This window comes from Gracilibacillus kekensis (assembly GCF_900143085.1).
In the GTDB taxonomy this organism is placed as follows: Bacteria; Bacillota; Bacilli; order Bacillales; family Amphibacillaceae; genus Gracilibacillus; species Gracilibacillus kekensis.
Genome location: NZ_FRCZ01000001.1, coordinates 462946 through 479931 on the forward strand (window position 1 = coordinate 462946; position 16986 = coordinate 479931).

Here is a 16986-nt window from a genome sequence, read left to right on the forward strand (position 1 = left end):
TTTAGAAAAAAGGAGGCAGATTTATTTCCCATAGAAACAAACCCGCCCCTCTTACTCTTATTTATTCGACAACTTCAACACGAACGGTTTTACGCCCCCATTGAAGTGCGTCATTTTGATTAGGTATGAACACATCAATGGCATTTCCATTTATTCCGCCACCGATATCAGCTGCAATGGCAGTGCCGTAACCCTCAACCTTGACTATTGATCCAAGCGGTATCACACTGGGATCCACTGCAATTACTTTTGCATCAGAATACTGGTTTAAATTAAGTCCCATCTTCGTTACTCCAGAGCAACCATCACAATCTGCTGTATATGCTGTACTTTCCACTGTGAATGTTTTACCAGCTGCTGTACTGCGGCTCGACTTACTATCCAGCTTTGCTCGTGTATTTGGTCCAGCAACTCCGTCTACAGATAACCCCTGTTGCCTTTGAAAACTTTTAACCGCTTCCTTCGTTCCACTGCCATATATCCCATCAACCGCAGAATGATAGTGACCCGTTTTTTTCAATTGATTTTGTATTTGAATAACTTGCTTTCCAATATTGCCACTTCGTAATACTTCAACTGCATGGTTTGTTTGTGGGCCTGCTATTCCATCTACTTTCAAATTACGTTTTCGCTGAAAATCCTTTACTGCTTCTTCTGTGATATCCCCATAATACCCTGTCGAAGTATGATATGGAAATACGCCTTTCGTCATTAAATAATCTTGTAATTCGGCAACGTCCGACCCTGATGATCCATTAGCTAAGATACGATCACCCAGGGCTGCTTCTGTAATAGCAGGTGCTCCCACCAACATGAAAGCAGCTATTACTACGGCTGTTAATAAAACTCTAAGTCTGTTAAACATAAAAAAATCCTCCCCGATTTCTAGTTACAAACATAGATTTCGAGAGAAGATATGTTTACATGAATGTATTTTGCAAAATCACATCCTTCAACCCTTTATCATCCATTATTTTGTATTTATCGGTTCTATATGATCTATTAAAATAGGAGATAAACTACAAGCACTAAGAACCAAAAAGTAAGATAGAAGACACACACTTGAATTGGCATTTATAAATGAGTGAGAGTCAATATATTTATAATTAAAACACAATAGGGAACAGTTCAGCTGAACTGTTCCCATTATTTCACTATACTAGATCACACGCTTCTTGCGGCATCCAATGTTCATCCTCACCATCCCATTTGACATTACATCCTAAAGGATTGGTTAATGGCGTTGTGATTTTTTCACCTGCTAGATGCTCCGATAAAGCATTTTCTAGATCATTAATCGTCGCTTTTTCCGATTCGCGCGGATTGTCAAGACCACGTCCAGTATAAATTAACTGACGCTTTTCATCGAACACGTAAAAATGAGGGGTGCGTAAAGCGCCATATGCTTTAGCTACTTCTTGAGATTCGTCCCGTAGATAGGTCCATGGGAATTTTTTCTCTTCCATTCTTTCCACCATTACTTCGAACGAATCATCTGGCTTGGTTCTCACACTATTAGCGTTAATTCCAACAAATTTCACGCCTTGATCTGCAAACTTCTCCGCAGTCGAGCGGGTTACTTCATCTGATCCTACAACAAAAGGACAATGATTACAGGTAAAGAAGACAACCAAAACTTTTGCATCATTAAAATCTGACAAACGGTACGCATTACCGTCTGTTGCAGGCAGCTTAAAATCTGATGCTTTTTCTCCTATTTGCAATGTGAAAGCCATTTAATATCCCTCCATTTTCATTTATATGAAAACGATACCAAAGAGAAGGGTGAGTAGCAATAACAACGCTCATAACGACTATATAAAAGGCAATGTTAACATCAGAACTTAGTTTGCTAATAGCACTTCTCCATTAACTCATAAATCTCTATTCTTAATTTCTCTTTCATTGCTCCATGTTCTTCATCAGAGTATTGATATTCATAATTACGCCATTTTTCGCTAGAGTATTGCCAAACTGGATAAGGAATTCGTTCTTTAGGTTCCCAACTATAGCGTGGAAACACATGAGCATGTAAATAAGCGTCTGTATTACCATAAATTGAATAATTAACTCTTCTTGGATTACATACTTGTAGTATGGCTTCACCAATTAAACTCATGTCCAACAAATAGTCACTTCTCTGACTGAAATCAAGTTCTTCCAATGAAGTACATTCTTCAGACGGTAAAAGCACACAATAACCTGGTAGAAACTGAGTATCACCAATTGCGGCAAAGCCACTTTTCATTTTTGTGATAATCATTGGGTTCTCTCCACAACGTGCGGAGGCAATTCTATTCTTTTTCCATTCTTCGTTTTCGTTTAAGTTAGATTGCATTTTATATCTCCCTATCGTTATTTAACTTCTCTAAATATTTTTATTCACTTGTTTATTCAATAATACTGCCTTTTTAATAAATAAAGGCGATCAAACCGACAACTCCTAGAGGAATTTTCACCTCCCTTTTGTTAAAAATTATCATCCTATAATAGGTCGTTTTTTCTTAGATAATAAATCATCTATAAGCATCTTATGTTCCTTAAATATATTTTCTGGTAATTTATCTAGTGAATAAAATTTATTTTGTAAAGATTCCTCGTTACTTTCAACTAACTCTCCACTATACTGTTTGCAAATAAATGGTATAAAAACTAGTGATACTTGATCGCCATTAGAAAAGGTCTTGTCATATTGAGGACCAGAATAAATTCCAAATAACTCAAGTTTTTCTAATTTAAGTCCTGTCTCTTCATAAACTTCTCTTTTAGCAGTAGCTTGAACACTTTCTCCCAAATCCATAAATCCACCTGGAAAACCCCATTGTTCGTTATCAGACCGTTTTTGCATGAGCACTTGATTTTCACAATCCAAAACAATTGCACCTGAAACAACCATAATTACCTTTTCGCTTCCTATCATTGACCTTAAATGCTCTCTTTCACAAAGTTATTTAAAAGTAAAACTCTTATTGCTTAGTTAGCATTTAATTTACTACGCAATATTTATGTTACACCCCAGTCTGGCACGATCGCGAGAGATTCCTACTATAGAAAATGAATCGATTAAAAAACTAACCAATGCCATTTATCGTCTTTGATATTAAGATATTTATACCTATTAAACAATTTAACATTCACATCAATGTTGTTGTAAATCATCATGGAACTTCGCTATCGGTTCTTTTGTTAAGTCAAAGTCTGGATAGGTTCTAACATTGATAAGAAGCATTCATAGTAACTACAAGATTTGCCACCTAACCTATCGAAATAGGTTAGGTGGCAGGTAGCTTATCGTGTTAATTGCAAGTAATCCAGGGCTAGCTCCCCAGTATGGTGTGATAGATTAATAGTTTGTACTCCCGCTTCTAACTCTACTGGTATAGAAACACTTTCCAGACTATTAGCTGTCGGCGGAAACTTTATTTCTCCAATTTCCTTATTATTAATAACTAATTTCTGTACACTAATCTCATTGGTGTCGTTGCTATAGATTAGATTTAAATTGTAAGTGCCTGCTTTTTCTACGTTAATCCGATACGCTAGTTCACTTTCATTGCTAGTAAAGTTTACTTTTTGCTTATTGGATGCAGTGAAGGTATTCATAACAGTAGTTTTATACAATTCTGCATGTTCTGCTTCATATCTGAGTTCTGGTTGCTCCGGAATTAACTCAATAAAATCTAGCTCTGCAAATGAATTTTCTTTTGCCAATCTAATTTTATTTTTTTGTTGAGCCAGATTAATATCTTTTTCTGCAAAATACCAGCTATCCCAGCCGTAACTGTTATAAGTAATTTCACCAACTGAATTACCATTGACAGAGATATTATGCGAGGATGGCTCTCCCATGCCATTTGCATACCTTATTTTTAACGTATAATCACCTGCTGGAAGATCAATATCAAATTCTATAAAACTATCTTCAAAATCAATATGACCAACCTTTGCCCCATTGGATGCTGATGTATTAGATACTATTCTCGCTCGATTCACTGTAGCATCTTCTGCTTCAAATTTATGACCTACTGGTAGCTTCGGTGTTAAGGTTCCTGCTTGTTCACCTGATGGCACTTCTAATAATGTTCCAGTTGCTACGGGTTTACCAAAGTTTGGTGTACCGTCATCATTCCAAGTGAATTTTTGCATTCTAACATTCCGATCCCAACCTGATCCCTGGAATTTAGCTGCATGATAGATGATCCAATCCTCGGTTCCATCTGGTGACTTAAAGAAACCATTATGTCCAGGACCATACACTCCAACATCTGGGTTCTTCTCGAAGACTGGTTCTGGATTCTTTTCCCATGCGTCTGGATCAAGTGGATCAGATCCAGTAAATAGTAACATTCCTAATGTATAATCGTCTGTCCAGCTTCCACTCGCAGAATATATAAGGAATAACTCTCCCTCATTATTTCTTAAAAATTGTGGACCTTCATTGACGTGTGGTTCTCCAATCTTTTCCCAATCATATTCCGGTCTTGATAATTCTACCCTCTCTCCACTTATCGTCCACGGATTTGCCATTGGTGCGATATAGATATCCTGACGCACGTTGACGTCACCTTCCCAACCCGACCAAGCAAAATAGTAGTCGTCATCCATTTCTAAAATCGTACCATCAATTGCCCATTTGTCAGAAGGTGTTGTTATCTTCCCCAGATTCGTCCCTTGTGGATAAGCATAATCACTAAATGGATCAGATGTTGCAGATTCCAATACATACATTCGTTGTTTCTCCATGTCACCACCAGAGGCTGCAAAGTAGATATACCATTTTCCATCAATAAAATGAATCTCTGGCGCCCATATGTGAGCACTATTAGGTGCACCTGGTTCTGGCGTCCAAACGACTTTACTTTCTGCATCTTGCAAGCCTGTAATCGTTTTGGATTTCCAAAGAGTAATGTTGTTTCCTGTTGTATTGGTATAGTAATAATAACCATCTGTGTGACTTACAATCCACGGGTCTGCCCCATCACCTACAATTGGATTTTCAAATAGCTGTACAGGCTCTTCCGCATAATAAAAAGTTATATGGCCAATATCCGGCTGCTGTCCGCCATTATTTTTAGGAGCGTTCAAATTGTTTGCCATCGTTTCCTCCTGATTATAGCTATAGAGATTTCCTGCATTACCACCCTTCACAAATACATACTTAACGCTAATATCTGACTGCCAATCAAATGTTTTACTGTTTTGAAAGTCGATATGAATAGTTCCATCGTGATAAGTTCCGCTTTCAAGAGAACTATCATCCAACTCCAACTTATATTGCTTTAGTTCCTTCAATTCATCTGGTAGTTGCTTATTTTTTGGCGTGTCATTTCCATTTATTCGAATAGGATCCGATGAAGCAAGAACACTGGAGTCTTTACTTAAAACATTAAAAGATAACAAGAACATAGTAATTAATAATACACCTGTGATTTTTTTCAATAAAGGCACTCTCCTTTTTGATAAGAAATTTGTAGGTCGTTTGGTTTAAAAAATTAAGACTTCAATTTATCCCCGTCTTAGCTTCTTTGCTTAATTCAAAACATGAAGGTGGGGTATTACGGACGCTTACACTGTGATAATGGTTGCAATTCACCTCCTTTTGTCAAAAGTTTAATCTCCCTTAACAACTAATGAATAACTCGGCCACTTTTCAAGATTATTCAAAAAGAAATCAAAGGCCCACTAAAAAAGACAATTTGATCTGGCATGATAATACCTCCCTGTAAAATGTATCGTAAAAATGATTACGTTCTTCTTTTTGTATAAGTGGAAATACTATTTAAAAAAGAAATTAGTAACAATAATACAAAAGTAAACAACAAACAATACCATGGTCCGATTATCTTTGTGCCTAACACATTGTCTAAAGAAAATATAAATATATTACTCATGACTAAATAAAATAGAGCATTCTTTCCCATACCTTTCAGCAAAGCTAATTCATACTTCTGCTTTTTTACGAATTTGCTTATCAAATAGTAGATATATAAACAAAAAGTCGATCCCACTATCCAGTAAATAGAGGGTGGAAATCGCATGGGAAGCTGACCTTCATTCCGGATCAGATATAAAGTGAATACAGCTGTACCAACAATAGAACCAATTACATACTTCCATTTGAAAATGATTCGATACTTAGCAAAATAGATACCTATTAAATAGAAAGGCAGATATTGAATAACCGGAAAAGTAGGAAATAACTCTGTCCCAATTAATAAGCCCAGATAAGGTGAATCAATCATGCTGTAATTGATAAACGTACTGAATAATAACGTGAAAGTAACTAACCAGAACAGTATTTTTCTCACCTTTAGCCAATTGATGATCGGAAAAAGAATGAGTCCCATTAACATAATCAATGAAAAGGATAACAGAAATTCTGACCATCCAGGTATTTCTTGTATTAATAGAACGGGTACAATCGTGTTACTATCTAGTGGCATGCTATTCACGTAAATTTGATAAGCAAGCCCTGAGATATAAAAAGTGACCAAAGTTTTCAGACTGGTAACTAGCATTCTCATATAAACATCACTAAATCTTTTCCGATAGTAGGCCAATTCATTCACATATCCAAAACAAAATATGAAACCGGAAAATGTAATTAAATTAAATAATTCAATACTAAATATAGTAGTAGGGTAAATATCTACATCACTAAAAAATTGCATAATATGTGTGTAGACCATTCCAATAACTAATAACCCTTTCATATAATCCATGGCATCGTCTCTCAAACACTTACCCCCTTCTCTAGAGAAAAAGGATTGTTCATAAACTGCTGAACAACCCTTCATATCTTCTCTATTTATCTACATTCGCATCATTTACTTCTTTAATTTTCTCCATCGCTATTTTCGGTGTGCGATCTTCATTTAGTAGTCCGTTAATTTCTTGTTGTACGTCTGTTGTCTGTGTATAGCAATAGCCACTAATATATGGAATGCTTTTGATTGCGTCTGTGATCTCTTTATATCTGTCCAAAAATTCTTTTTCTGATGCCACTTGGTTTCCATAGCCCCAGCCACTTTCATCTTTGAACGCAATACCGCCATATTCCGTTAGGATGACAGGTTGACCTTGATACTCATATCCTTCTGCAAAGGCATATTTTTGATGATTGTGTGGAATCTTATTGCCAAGAATATTGTCTTTCTCTTTATAACGATCGTAGAATACTTTACCTACTTCTTCATAATCGTGAAGGGCAATAATATCTGAGATCGTGTGCTCCCAACCATCATTTACGATTACCGGTCTCTCGTTATCCAACGATTTACTTAGATAATAAATTGCTTCGGTAAATGCTTGTTGTTTTTTATTTGTTAAAATATTTGGAACACCCCATGATTCGTTAAATGGCACCCAAGTTATAATAGATGGATGATTATAGTTTTGTTGCATGATTTCAAGCCATTCTTTCGTGAAATTCTCCACCGCTTCATCTGAAAACTCATAGGTTGCTGCCATTTCAGACCATACTAATAAACCTTTTTTGTCACACCAGTATAGAAAACGTTCATCTTCAATTTTTTGATGCTTTCTCACGCCATTGAAGCCCATTGCCATTGTTTTATCAATATCTTCTAGGATTGCTTCATCAGATGGAGGGGTCAGCATCGTATCTGGCCAATACCCTTGATCCAACAACAACTTCTGATAAATCGGACGATTATTGAGAAGCACTTGCCCATTCTTAATCGATACTTTTCTCATTCCGAAATAGGATGTCACCTTGTCTATTACTTCATTGTTTTTGAGCAAAGTAAATTCCACATCATATAAATTCGGATGTTCTGAAGTCCAGTGCATCACTTTCCATTCATGTATTTCTGATAATAAGTCCACTTCATAAGTGGCATTGGATCGATTAGGGTTTAAAGATACTTTTTTCACTACTTGACTATTAAATGAAATGGTCGTATCAATTCGCCATGAATCATCTACTTCGCCGTTTAATTTATATTCAAAAACTACAGAACTCGTATCAATATTAGGAGTGATTTTCACGTTATCGATACGTTCTTTATTGACAAACTCTAACCAAACTGTTTGCCAAATCCCAGTATTTTGCACATACCAGCAACCGAAATTCTCATCAATCCAACGTTGTTTCCCCCTTGGCTGGTAACAGCTGTTACTATCTTCTACCTTTACCACTAACTCATTTGATTTTGTTTCCACTACTGCATTTGTAATATCGAAGGAAAATGCTGCATTTCCACCTATGTGTTCTCCAATAAAGGTACCATTCACCCAGACTTTTGTTTTGTAATCAGAAGCCTGGAATCTTAAAATAACATTCTTTCCTACTTCTTTTTCTGGAATGTCAAAATCTCGTTTATACCAAATATAAGGATGGAATTTTTCTTCCCCAATTCCGCTCGCTTTTGTTTCATAAGTGAAAGGAACGTTAATATCAGTAGTAAAAGAAGGATTCGCAAACCATTTAGCTTTTTCTCCTTCATTGTTGTCATCAAATGAAAATTTCCATGTTCCGTTTAAGTTTTGCCAAGATTCACGGACATATTGTGGTCTTGGGTATTCTGTTCGTTGATAAGTTGAATTTTTTGTTGTCATTTTCTATTCTCCTTTTGTTATCCTTTAATTCCTGTAAAACTAATACCTTTTACAATTTGTTTTTCAAATATTAAAAAGGCTACGATTACAGGTATTGATGCTATGGCATTAGCTGTCATCGGTTGAACATATGCCTGTGAATATGTCGAATTGAAAACTGGTAAACCAACAGGCAATGTATACAATGTTTCTGATAGTATTGATAAATATGGCCACAAGAAATTATTCCAGGAACCAATAAAAGTGAAGATACCGATAGCCGCCATTGCTGGTTTTGCCAATGGTAAGACTATCTTATAAAATAATTTAAGATAGGAGCAGCCATCCATAATCGCACTTTCAATCACTTCCCGTGGTACGCCGTCGAAAAAACTTTTCAAGATAATAACACCTAAAGGTGAGGCAATCATCGGCAATATAAGCCCTGCATAACTATCAATCATGTTAAGACTTTTGACAATTTCATATAATGGAATAATTGTTGCCTCACCAGGAATCATTAATCCTAGTAAGAAAAAGATAAAAATCGTATTTTTAAAGCGGAATTTCATTTGTGATATAGCAAATGCAGCTAATGATGTGATCACAAGTGTAAGAATCGTTGTGATTACAGCTACAATTAAACTGTTCCAAAGCCATCGTAAAATCAAACTGTTCATGATTAAATCGACATAATTGGAGAATGTATATGGAGGTGTAAACCATTCAACAGGATTGGTAGTCATAAATCCATCCGGTTTAACGGAGACAAACATCATCCAGATGATCGGAAATATAAATATTATTGAAATGGTAATACCGACAGTTAATTTTACACTTCGAAAAGGATCACGGTTTTTTTCCAGAATCTTCAAGCTGTTTTTATTCATTTATTTCCCCTCCGATCGTTGACTTCGAAGCTGAATAATGGAAAGAACTAACAGGATAAAGAATAATGCATAGGACATCGTCGCAGCATATCCCAGATTATTTTTAGTGAATCCGACTTCATAAATGTACTGGATTAACGGACGAGTAGCCCCACCAGGTCCACCACCCGTAATTAATAGAATTTGGGCAAACACTTTGTAGGATGCTAGAATTTGCAACAATAAAATGACTCGCCCGATTGGTATTAATTGTGGAAGCGTAATATATCGGAATTGCTCCCATCTCGTTGCTCCGTCTATTTCACTTGCTTCATAAAGTGATTCAGGAATATCCTGTAGACCTGCAAGAAACAACACCATATTAAAACCAACAGTCCACCATAACGTAACGACTACAATTGTTACCCACGCTAATGTTTTATCAGCCATCCAAAATGGTTCAGCATTAATTCCTACTAATTGCAATACGGTATTCACCAAGCCATTATACGGTTGTAGCATAAAGATAGCTAAGAATGAAATAACGGCTACCGATAGGATACTTGGAAGAAAAAAAGATCCTCGGAAAAAAGTTTGTAATTTTGTATTTAAATTAGCTAATAATGCTAAAACCAAGGCTAATGCAACCATTGTGGGTGTTGTAAGAATTACAAACAACGTAGTATTCCATAAACTATCCCAAAAGAACTCGTCTTGAAACATTTCGGTATAATTCTCTAATCCAACAAATTCTAACTTCCTCACTAAATTCCACTCATATAAACTCATTTCCAACCCTTTAAAGATTGGGAAGATGGTAAAAATCAGATATGCAATAAAAAAAGGCAACAGAAATGGTAGAGCTCTTAAATCTTGCATCCATGCTTTCTTCTTCGAGTTCATCACAAGTCTCCTTTCTATTGGGGAGGTTTAGAAGTGGACGTCTATTTCACGCCTATAGACATCCACTACTTTGTTTATTCAATTAAATCTGTAATTTCAGATTCTATAGAAGAAAAAGCTTCTTCTACCTCGACCTCTCCTGCCCAAATCGAATCAAGATTTCTTGTAATAATTTCTTCAATACCACGTGCATATACATTTCTGTCAACGAAATTAACATAATCGGCTACCTGTGCATACTCACTTCTATAAGGGAGTTCTTGGAATTCTTCAGATTCGACTACTGAATCCTTTGCCGGGATGTGTCCAGCTTCTGCCCACATCGCGCCATTGTCAGTAGCAAATTTCATGAATTCGACAGCTCCTTTTTGTACCTCGGCGTCTGCATCATCATAATATGGTAAGACCAAAGTATGAGAACTAGCCCACGCTGCCTTTTCGCCAAAAACATTAGGAATTGGCATTGGAGTGAAATCTAAATCTTCCGTTGTCTCCAGTAATCCAGTTGTCCATACGCCGGTAGTTGTTGTTGCTGCATTCCCAGATTGAAATTCAGAAACGAAATCTTGAATATTCAAAGGAACAATTTCATGCTCGTGATATAAACTTTTAACAAATTCTGCTGCTTTTATTGCTTTGTCTAAATCTATGTCATATGTTGGATTTTCAAGGTCACCTTCAGTTAAGATATGCTCTCCACCAAGTTGGGAATACATCCCCCACCATAGCCAATAGGGGTCTCCACCTGTTGATGAAAAGGTAAAAGGTATGATTTCATCCGGAAGATTTTCATCTAACGTTTTGAAAAATTCTATATATCCTTCAGGAGATTCTTCCATTTGAATCGTACCATCATCATTCATTAGTCCAGCTTCATCAACTAATTCATTGTTTACATACATAATTTGGGCATGTGTATCAATAGGAATAGCAAAATGCTGATCGTCATAAACCGTTGCATCTAAAATATTCTGATTAAATTCATCCCAATTCACACCGACTTCAGAGGCAATATCTGTCATATCAACAACTAATCCTTGATTAACAAGCTCTGGTAATACATGCGAGTGCGAAATTGCTAAATCGGGACCTTGCCCTGAACCGATACTTGTTAAAAGCTTGGTATAATACTCATCAAATTCCTGCATCACATTATTTATATAATAATCATCTTGACTTTCGTTAAAGTCATCTACTATTTCCTGCATGAATTCAGCATCTCCACCACCGAATAAGTTCCACATTGTTACCTCAGTAGTACCTTCTGGCAAGTCAACATCTGACGCAACTTCTTCATCTGACCCACCTGATCCTGAACAAGCTGCTAATACTAATAGTAATGACAATAAAGACAAAAACAACGATTTTTTCATCATGACTCCTCCTCTTTAAAATAAACTAACTTTAGTTACAATAATTTTGTTTTGAATTAAAATTTTCGTAACTTTAGACAGAAGTATACGCTTTCATTTAGTTTTTGTCAACGAACATTCTTAAAAATATGATTTTAATACAAAAATATTGTAACTATAGTAGTGGTTGTTTTTACAAAAAACAAAAAAACTGACCAATAAGAATAAATCTTCTTATTGGTCAGCTAGATATTTAGTAATAGTCTATTTTTAACTTAATACCTTGAGGATAATCACCGAATTTTTCTCCAAAAATATTCATGCCACCCTTATGAACCGCATCGTTTTTAATCCCTACTCTAAACTTCACGAAATTATTATCCAACAAATTCAAATCTTGTGTTGTCACATTCGAAAGGTTGATATCATCTAGCATCGTCTTTTCATTTGTAACTTTCCAAGTTTTTAAAATTCCGTATTGCGTGCTCGTTGAATCTGCCCAATATTTTGGATTGAGTTCACCAGGACGATCTCCAAAGTCACCAGGACTCGTCCATGTCCCAACATCAATGTCATTTATCCAAACAGTAATGTCAGAAGGCCACTCGTGATCATGGTTTGGTGCTTCCGAACAAATTTCCAATGAAAACTGAATACTCTTAATCTTTGCGTTGGCTTTTAAAATGATTGGAAATTTATACTCTAAGAAACCCTTTCTAGTCCATATAATCTGAGCATCACTTTTTACTGGATTATAGAAATGAACCGGCTCATCCTCTGGGACTAAAAACTTATCCTGATTAGCCATTCCGCAAGTTGGAGCTACTTCAAATTCGGAATATTGACCAATAGGCATCTCTAGTTCATAATTTTCAATCTCATCTATTTTTTTCTTTTTTTGATTTAGAGCAATATGTACATCATCGAAATTTCTAGTACAAACTTTCATCGCACCTCTTTTGGCAGGTCTTAATTCTGTATGAATCAGAGAGGCTTCCTCAAGAATTTTTACATGCGAGGCAGCTGTTGAGACTGGTATTTCCAATTCATCTGCTAACTGATGCACATTTAAATTACCTGTATTTAGTAGATCAATAATTTGTAATCTAACTTTAGAAGAAAGCGCACGAGTTACGCTACTTAACTGCTCCATGTTATTTATAGAAAGCTCTAACATTCTTAATCCACCTTTTTAAAATTTATGTATGTAATTAAATATTTTATACCATTAATAAGTATATTACAACTTTTCTGTATTGAATAGATATAAATTATTAAAACTAATACACTCAAGAGGTGGTATGAAGTATGCATTTCCTCTTTTCCTCGTATTCATACTCTACTAAAAAGAAACGAAATACAAGATAAGTTACCAGAGTGAGAAGAGTTTAAGGAACAATGTTTTTTCTTTGTCCCATTCTTTTTAGTATCTACTGAAAGCTATCTCAAGATATAACCTTTCTCACACAACTAATTAAAAGCTTTTGAACATAATCATTCATTAATCCTTCTTTTAAATGTGCTGGTATTAGACAAACAACATTACCTTTTCCAAATCGATGGTTCCAGCCACCAATGGAGCTACCATCTACTGACTCTGTTATCAAAAATACATTTGTTCTTGTTTCATCGCATTCAACGAAGTAGTGTTCATCTAAGATCGAGAAACTTGATCCTTTATCAACTAACTCAGAATTAGGTTTTGGATAATAGGTTACTTGTTGATGTTCCGGCGGATGGTATTTGAAATAACCATGGAGCATCGATGTATAATTTTGAACATTATCATAACTGGCTAAACCTGAATGCCAAGCCAACCATCCTCCACCATTTTCTACATATCTTGCAATCACGGATGCTTCTTCTTCGTCCATCCATGTTCTTACGGTTTCATCCTCAGGATTTATTCGATTCTCAGCAAACAATATAACTGCATCAGGGTTTCCTGCTACATTTTCTACAAGTTGATCAACCGTGCTGTATTCTATTTCAATTGTCTCCTCCATCGATGTTATTGCTGATTCAAGTGCTTGTATTGCCCAATCTTTGCGATGATAATAATCACCCAATACAGCTAGGATTTTCTTGGCCATTTTATCTCATCTCCTTTATTAAATCGCGCATTTTTTTCTAAAGCTTCATAAGTAAAGCGTTATCATTATATTTTACATAAGAAATAAACACAAAGCAAAAACCCCAACAAAATTGGGGTTTTAGTTTTACCATCGATAGGCACTTTCACAGGTGTCCGGCTGTGGTTCATAATAGCAATGTTGTTTATATTGTCCTGTAAATGGTTGGCCATACCAAGTAGGTGGACATTCACCATACGGATTAAAATACCACAAAGCATATTTAGAAGGATGCTGGCGCCAATACTTCAGCGTTTGTTCAGCTAATTTTTTTTCTACACCTCTTGCCCTATTATAAAAAACATTCCCTTTTTGTACTGCTTCAAAGGAATAGTTTCCACCTTGAACTTGGTAGATCACATCTCGAATCGACCGTACATCCTCAAAGTCCAAGCAATCCGCCTTCGCACGATTCACAATCACATTACCAACCATCAACATTCCAAGACGCCCCTCACCCTCAGCCTCCGCTCTCATCATCCTCGCCATCAAATTAACATCATTTGAAGTATACTTTACCCTTGCCAATTATTGATCACCTCCAGTGAAACAGGGGGACGGTTCTCCTGTTTCATTAAGCCTTATTTAGATAGTCATTTTTATCATATACAAAAGACTATTTTTTGTTCTCGTAACATTTTCTTAAAATATTTGTATAATAATGTGAGTTCATTTTATAGCAAGGGGTGTATGTATGCCTGCAATAACAGGAGATATCTATGTTAATCGATTAAAAAAATTAAATGTGAATCTTTGGCATAATGGACATAAAGTGAAGGATATTCTGAACCATACTGCATTCAAAGGAGTGATCAAAAGTCAAGCCTCTCTTTATAACTTACAACACAAAAAGGATTTTATGACTTATCGCTCACCCGTAACAGGCCATCCGTTTGGCGTCTCCTATCTGCCACCCGTTACCAAGGAAGATCTTTTCCAACGAAGAAAAATGGTGCAAGAATGGGCAAAGTTAAGTGGTGGCATGCTTGGCAGAAGCCCGGATTATATGAATACGATACTTATGACGTTTGCTTCATCTGCTAAACTACTTAAAGGAAAACTGAATTGCTTCCCACAACATCTCATTGATTTTTACGAAGAGGCAAGAGAAAGAGATCTCTCCTTTACACATACTTTTATCAATCCACAAGTCAATCGCTCGGTCCTTTACTTTGAAGATTCAAAAGAGCCGATAGCTGCAAAAATTGTGGATGAAACAAAGGAAGGCATCGTTATTAAAGGAGCACGCTTACTGGCAACTCAAGGTGGGCTTACAGATGAGATTATCGTTTTCTCTCCAGGCGGCATCACGGATAAAGCATACGCCTTTGCCTTTGCAATTCCAAGCGATACAAAGGGATTAAAGTTTATTAGCAGAGATTCCTTTGTTGCTGGTGAGTCTTCGTATGATTACCCACTCAGCTCGAGGTTTGAAGAATCTGATAGTTTGGTAGTATTTGATGATGTCATCGTTCCATGGGATCGCGTATTTTTTTACCACAATATTGAAATATCAAATACGTTTAAAAATGAAAGTGCTTTTCTTCCGTTTACATTACATCAAATTGTCAGTAGGCAAATTATTAAAACAGACTTTTTAATAGGAATTGCAGAATCCATTGTGGATGCGATTAATATTCAGGAGTATCCCTATGTGCAGGAAATGATGGCAGAAATGATTAACGTTCTCGAAACGATGGAGGCACTTGTAATAAAAGCGGAAGTCTATGCAGAAACGGATGAATTTAATTTGATGCGACCTGAGCTTTCCCCATTACAAGTAGCAACAGCTCTTTATCCAAAAGTCTATGCTCGCCTAACAGAAATCATCCAATTATTAGGTTCTAGCGGATTAGTATCGATCCCAACCGAGGCAGACTTCGAATCTGAGATAAAATCCGATTTAGAGCAATACTTACAAAGTGCGACATTAGAAGCAAAAGACCGAGTACAATTATTTCGACTCGCATGGGACGCCACCATGAGTGCATTCGGGAGCAGACAAACACAATACGAACGCTTTTTCCTCGGAAACCCCAACCACCTTTCCCGAGAACTCTACAAACATTACGACCTCAAAAAACAGACAGATTATGTCAAACGGTTTTTGGGGTGAAACAGTGGGGACGGTTATTCCTGTTTCATTACGCTCTATGAATCAGACTAACAGAAACTCCTAAAATTCTTGAGCCTTGACGTTGAGACAGACCTTCTATTTCTTTAACTTTTCGCAAAAGGTCGTCTCGTTCGCTTTTAGGTAAACTTTTTACTTGTGCAAGATTTCTAGTACCAAGAACTTCTTTTATTTTATCCCTTGCTTCTTCATCCGTTAAACGTCGCCCCTTTTCAGCCTGATTTTCAAAACAACTATCATTATTGTTTTGTTCGTTAAACTTACGAAAATCCTCTACTGCAATTGCTTTATTACCTGAAAACAACTTCAGAACCGAATCACTATCAAGTAAATGCTGATAATAACAGCCTTTATCATAGTAGCCGGAGCAACTACTCCAGGTCCAATCCTCTACACGAGATACAAGTCCCGCTTTCATCGAATTCTGATGAATATATCTCAAAACCGTCATGAAGTACCGCTTCGTTTCTACGTTTTCACTTCGATAGCGATCTTGAAAAAGGTGTCCAGTTGTGTTGTATTTCCTGTTATAATAATGGACATAACTGACCTCAATACGTTTCATTGTTATCGAAAGCTCTTCCTTACCTTCTTTTATAAGTAAGTGGGCATGGTTATTCATAAGACACCATGCAAAAATATTGAATTCTAATTGCTTTTTATATTTGATTATCGTATCCAAAAATCTCATATTGTCTTCATCGTCATGAAAGATTTCTTGCTTATTAGCACCTCTAAGCATGACATGATAGATACCTGTTTTACTTTTCTTTCTAGCTTGACGAGGGATTTTAATCACCACATTTACATAACATATTTTTTAAAGGCATTCCGCTGAAGGTCACAACAGTTTAGTTTTTCATATTTGGATAAAAAAAGATAAGTCGTTAAAGAAAAAGGTGGAAATGGGGCACTTGAGAGGGCTCAAATATTTGCTACATCGTGAGTTTGTCCAAAGGCTTGCACACATACATATATTTCTACAAAATCACTAAAAATCCTTCCTAAAGTTCAAACTTTCAAGAAGGATCTCAAAA

At 36.2% G+C, this 16986-nt stretch carries 15 protein-coding genes; 1 reads left to right on the forward strand and 14 read right to left on the reverse strand.

From position 1 onward, the window contains the following. Positions 1-61: 61 nt before the first annotated feature. The 13 genes from BUC25_RS02205 to BUC25_RS02265 form a co-directional block, all read right to left on the reverse strand. Positions 62-865, reverse strand: a complete 804-nt coding sequence (locus BUC25_RS02205; protein WP_073199242.1) for a peptidoglycan-binding protein — start codon at positions 863-865, stop codon at positions 62-64. A 289-nt stretch (positions 866-1154) separates the two neighbouring features. Beyond that, complete coding sequence (locus tag BUC25_RS02210; RefSeq protein WP_073199244.1) at positions 1155-1736, reverse strand: thioredoxin family protein; 582 nt, start codon at positions 1734-1736, stop codon at positions 1155-1157. 116 nt (positions 1737-1852) lie between these two features. Further along, positions 1853-2338, reverse strand: a complete 486-nt coding sequence (locus BUC25_RS02215; protein ID WP_073199246.1) for an HIT family protein — start codon at positions 2336-2338, stop codon at positions 1853-1855. Positions 2339-2479: 141 nt separating this feature from the next. Continuing rightward, positions 2480-2920 (reverse strand): NUDIX hydrolase, encoded by a 441-nt coding sequence (locus tag BUC25_RS02220; RefSeq protein WP_073199248.1) that lies wholly within the window; start codon positions 2918-2920, stop codon positions 2480-2482. Between the two features lie 368 nt (positions 2921-3288). Next, complete coding sequence (locus BUC25_RS02225; RefSeq protein ID WP_073199250.1) at positions 3289-5439, reverse strand: family 43 glycosylhydrolase; 2151 nt, start codon at positions 5437-5439, stop codon at positions 3289-3291. A gap of 305 nt (positions 5440-5744) precedes the next feature. After that, complete coding sequence (locus BUC25_RS02230; RefSeq protein ID WP_073199252.1) at positions 5745-6737, reverse strand: hypothetical protein; 993 nt, start codon at positions 6735-6737, stop codon at positions 5745-5747. Between the two features lie 67 nt (positions 6738-6804). Further along, complete coding sequence (locus BUC25_RS02235) at positions 6805-8580, reverse strand: glycoside hydrolase family 2 protein (RefSeq protein WP_073199254.1); 1776 nt, start codon at positions 8578-8580, stop codon at positions 6805-6807. A gap of 17 nt (positions 8581-8597) precedes the next feature. Beyond that, a complete protein-coding gene (locus tag BUC25_RS02240; RefSeq protein ID WP_073199256.1) occupies positions 8598-9449 on the reverse strand; it encodes a carbohydrate ABC transporter permease in 852 nt (283 codons plus the stop codon). After that, complete coding sequence (locus tag BUC25_RS02245; protein WP_073199258.1) at positions 9450-10331, reverse strand: carbohydrate ABC transporter permease; 882 nt, start codon at positions 10329-10331, stop codon at positions 9450-9452. 74 nt (positions 10332-10405) lie between these two features. Further along, positions 10406-11704 (reverse strand): extracellular solute-binding protein, encoded by a 1299-nt coding sequence (locus BUC25_RS02250; protein WP_073199260.1) that lies wholly within the window; start codon positions 11702-11704, stop codon positions 10406-10408. Positions 11705-11936: 232 nt separating this feature from the next. After that, on the reverse strand, positions 11937-12860 hold the full coding sequence (locus BUC25_RS02255; RefSeq protein WP_139251750.1) for an ArsR/SmtB family transcription factor: 924 nt from the start codon (positions 12858-12860) through the stop codon (positions 11937-11939). A gap of 268 nt (positions 12861-13128) precedes the next feature. Further along, entirely contained in the window at positions 13129-13776 is a 648-nt protein-coding gene (locus BUC25_RS02260) for a ThuA domain-containing protein (protein WP_073199262.1), read from the reverse strand. Between the two features lie 126 nt (positions 13777-13902). Beyond that, the gene (locus tag BUC25_RS02265) at positions 13903-14343 is read right to left on the reverse strand and encodes a cell wall hydrolase (RefSeq protein WP_073199264.1); all 441 of its coding nucleotides are present in this window, start codon (positions 14341-14343) and stop codon (positions 13903-13905) included. 166 nt (positions 14344-14509) lie between these two features. Here BUC25_RS02265 and hpaB point away from each other — a divergent pair, with 166 nt between their 5' ends. Beyond that, the gene (gene hpaB / locus BUC25_RS02270) at positions 14510-15931 is read left to right on the forward strand and encodes a 4-hydroxyphenylacetate 3-monooxygenase, oxygenase component (RefSeq protein WP_073199267.1); all 1422 of its coding nucleotides are present in this window, start codon (positions 14510-14512) and stop codon (positions 15929-15931) included. A gap of 28 nt (positions 15932-15959) precedes the next feature. Here the strand turns inward: hpaB and BUC25_RS02275 are convergent, their stop codons facing one another. After that, positions 15960-16748 (reverse strand): transposase, encoded by a 789-nt coding sequence (locus BUC25_RS02275; protein WP_342039381.1) that lies wholly within the window; start codon positions 16746-16748, stop codon positions 15960-15962. Positions 16749-16986 lie beyond the last annotated feature (238 nt).

What these genes read in the sequence shown, in the direction of transcription:
- BUC25_RS02210 (WP_073199244.1), bottom strand. Translation starts at nt 1,736, where the DNA reads ATGGCTTTCACATTGCAAATAGGAGAAAAAGCATCAGATTTTAAGCTG.
- BUC25_RS02245 (WP_073199258.1), bottom strand. Translation starts at nt 10,331, where the DNA reads ATGAACTCGAAGAAGAAAGCATGGATGCAAGATTTAAGAGCTCTACCA.
- hpaB (WP_073199267.1), top strand. Translation starts at nt 14,510, where the DNA reads ATGCCTGCAATAACAGGAGATATCTATGTTAATCGATTAAAAAAATTA.
- BUC25_RS02235 (WP_073199254.1), bottom strand. Translation starts at nt 8,580, where the DNA reads ATGACAACAAAAAATTCAACTTATCAACGAACAGAATACCCAAGACCA.
- BUC25_RS02240 (WP_073199256.1), bottom strand. Translation starts at nt 9,449, where the DNA reads ATGAATAAAAACAGCTTGAAGATTCTGGAAAAAAACCGTGATCCTTTT.
- BUC25_RS02255 (WP_139251750.1), bottom strand. Translation starts at nt 12,860, where the DNA reads ATGTTAGAGCTTTCTATAAATAACATGGAGCAGTTAAGTAGCGTAACT.
- BUC25_RS02220 (WP_073199248.1), bottom strand. Translation starts at nt 2,920, where the DNA reads ATGATAGGAAGCGAAAAGGTAATTATGGTTGTTTCAGGTGCAATTGTT.
- BUC25_RS02215 (WP_073199246.1), bottom strand. Translation starts at nt 2,338, where the DNA reads ATGCAATCTAACTTAAACGAAAACGAAGAATGGAAAAAGAATAGAATT.
- BUC25_RS02250 (WP_073199260.1), bottom strand. Translation starts at nt 11,704, where the DNA reads ATGAAAAAATCGTTGTTTTTGTCTTTATTGTCATTACTATTAGTATTA.
- BUC25_RS02205 (WP_073199242.1), bottom strand. Translation starts at nt 865, where the DNA reads ATGTTTAACAGACTTAGAGTTTTATTAACAGCCGTAGTAATAGCTGCT.
- BUC25_RS02260 (WP_073199262.1), bottom strand. Translation starts at nt 13,776, where the DNA reads ATGGCCAAGAAAATCCTAGCTGTATTGGGTGATTATTATCATCGCAAA.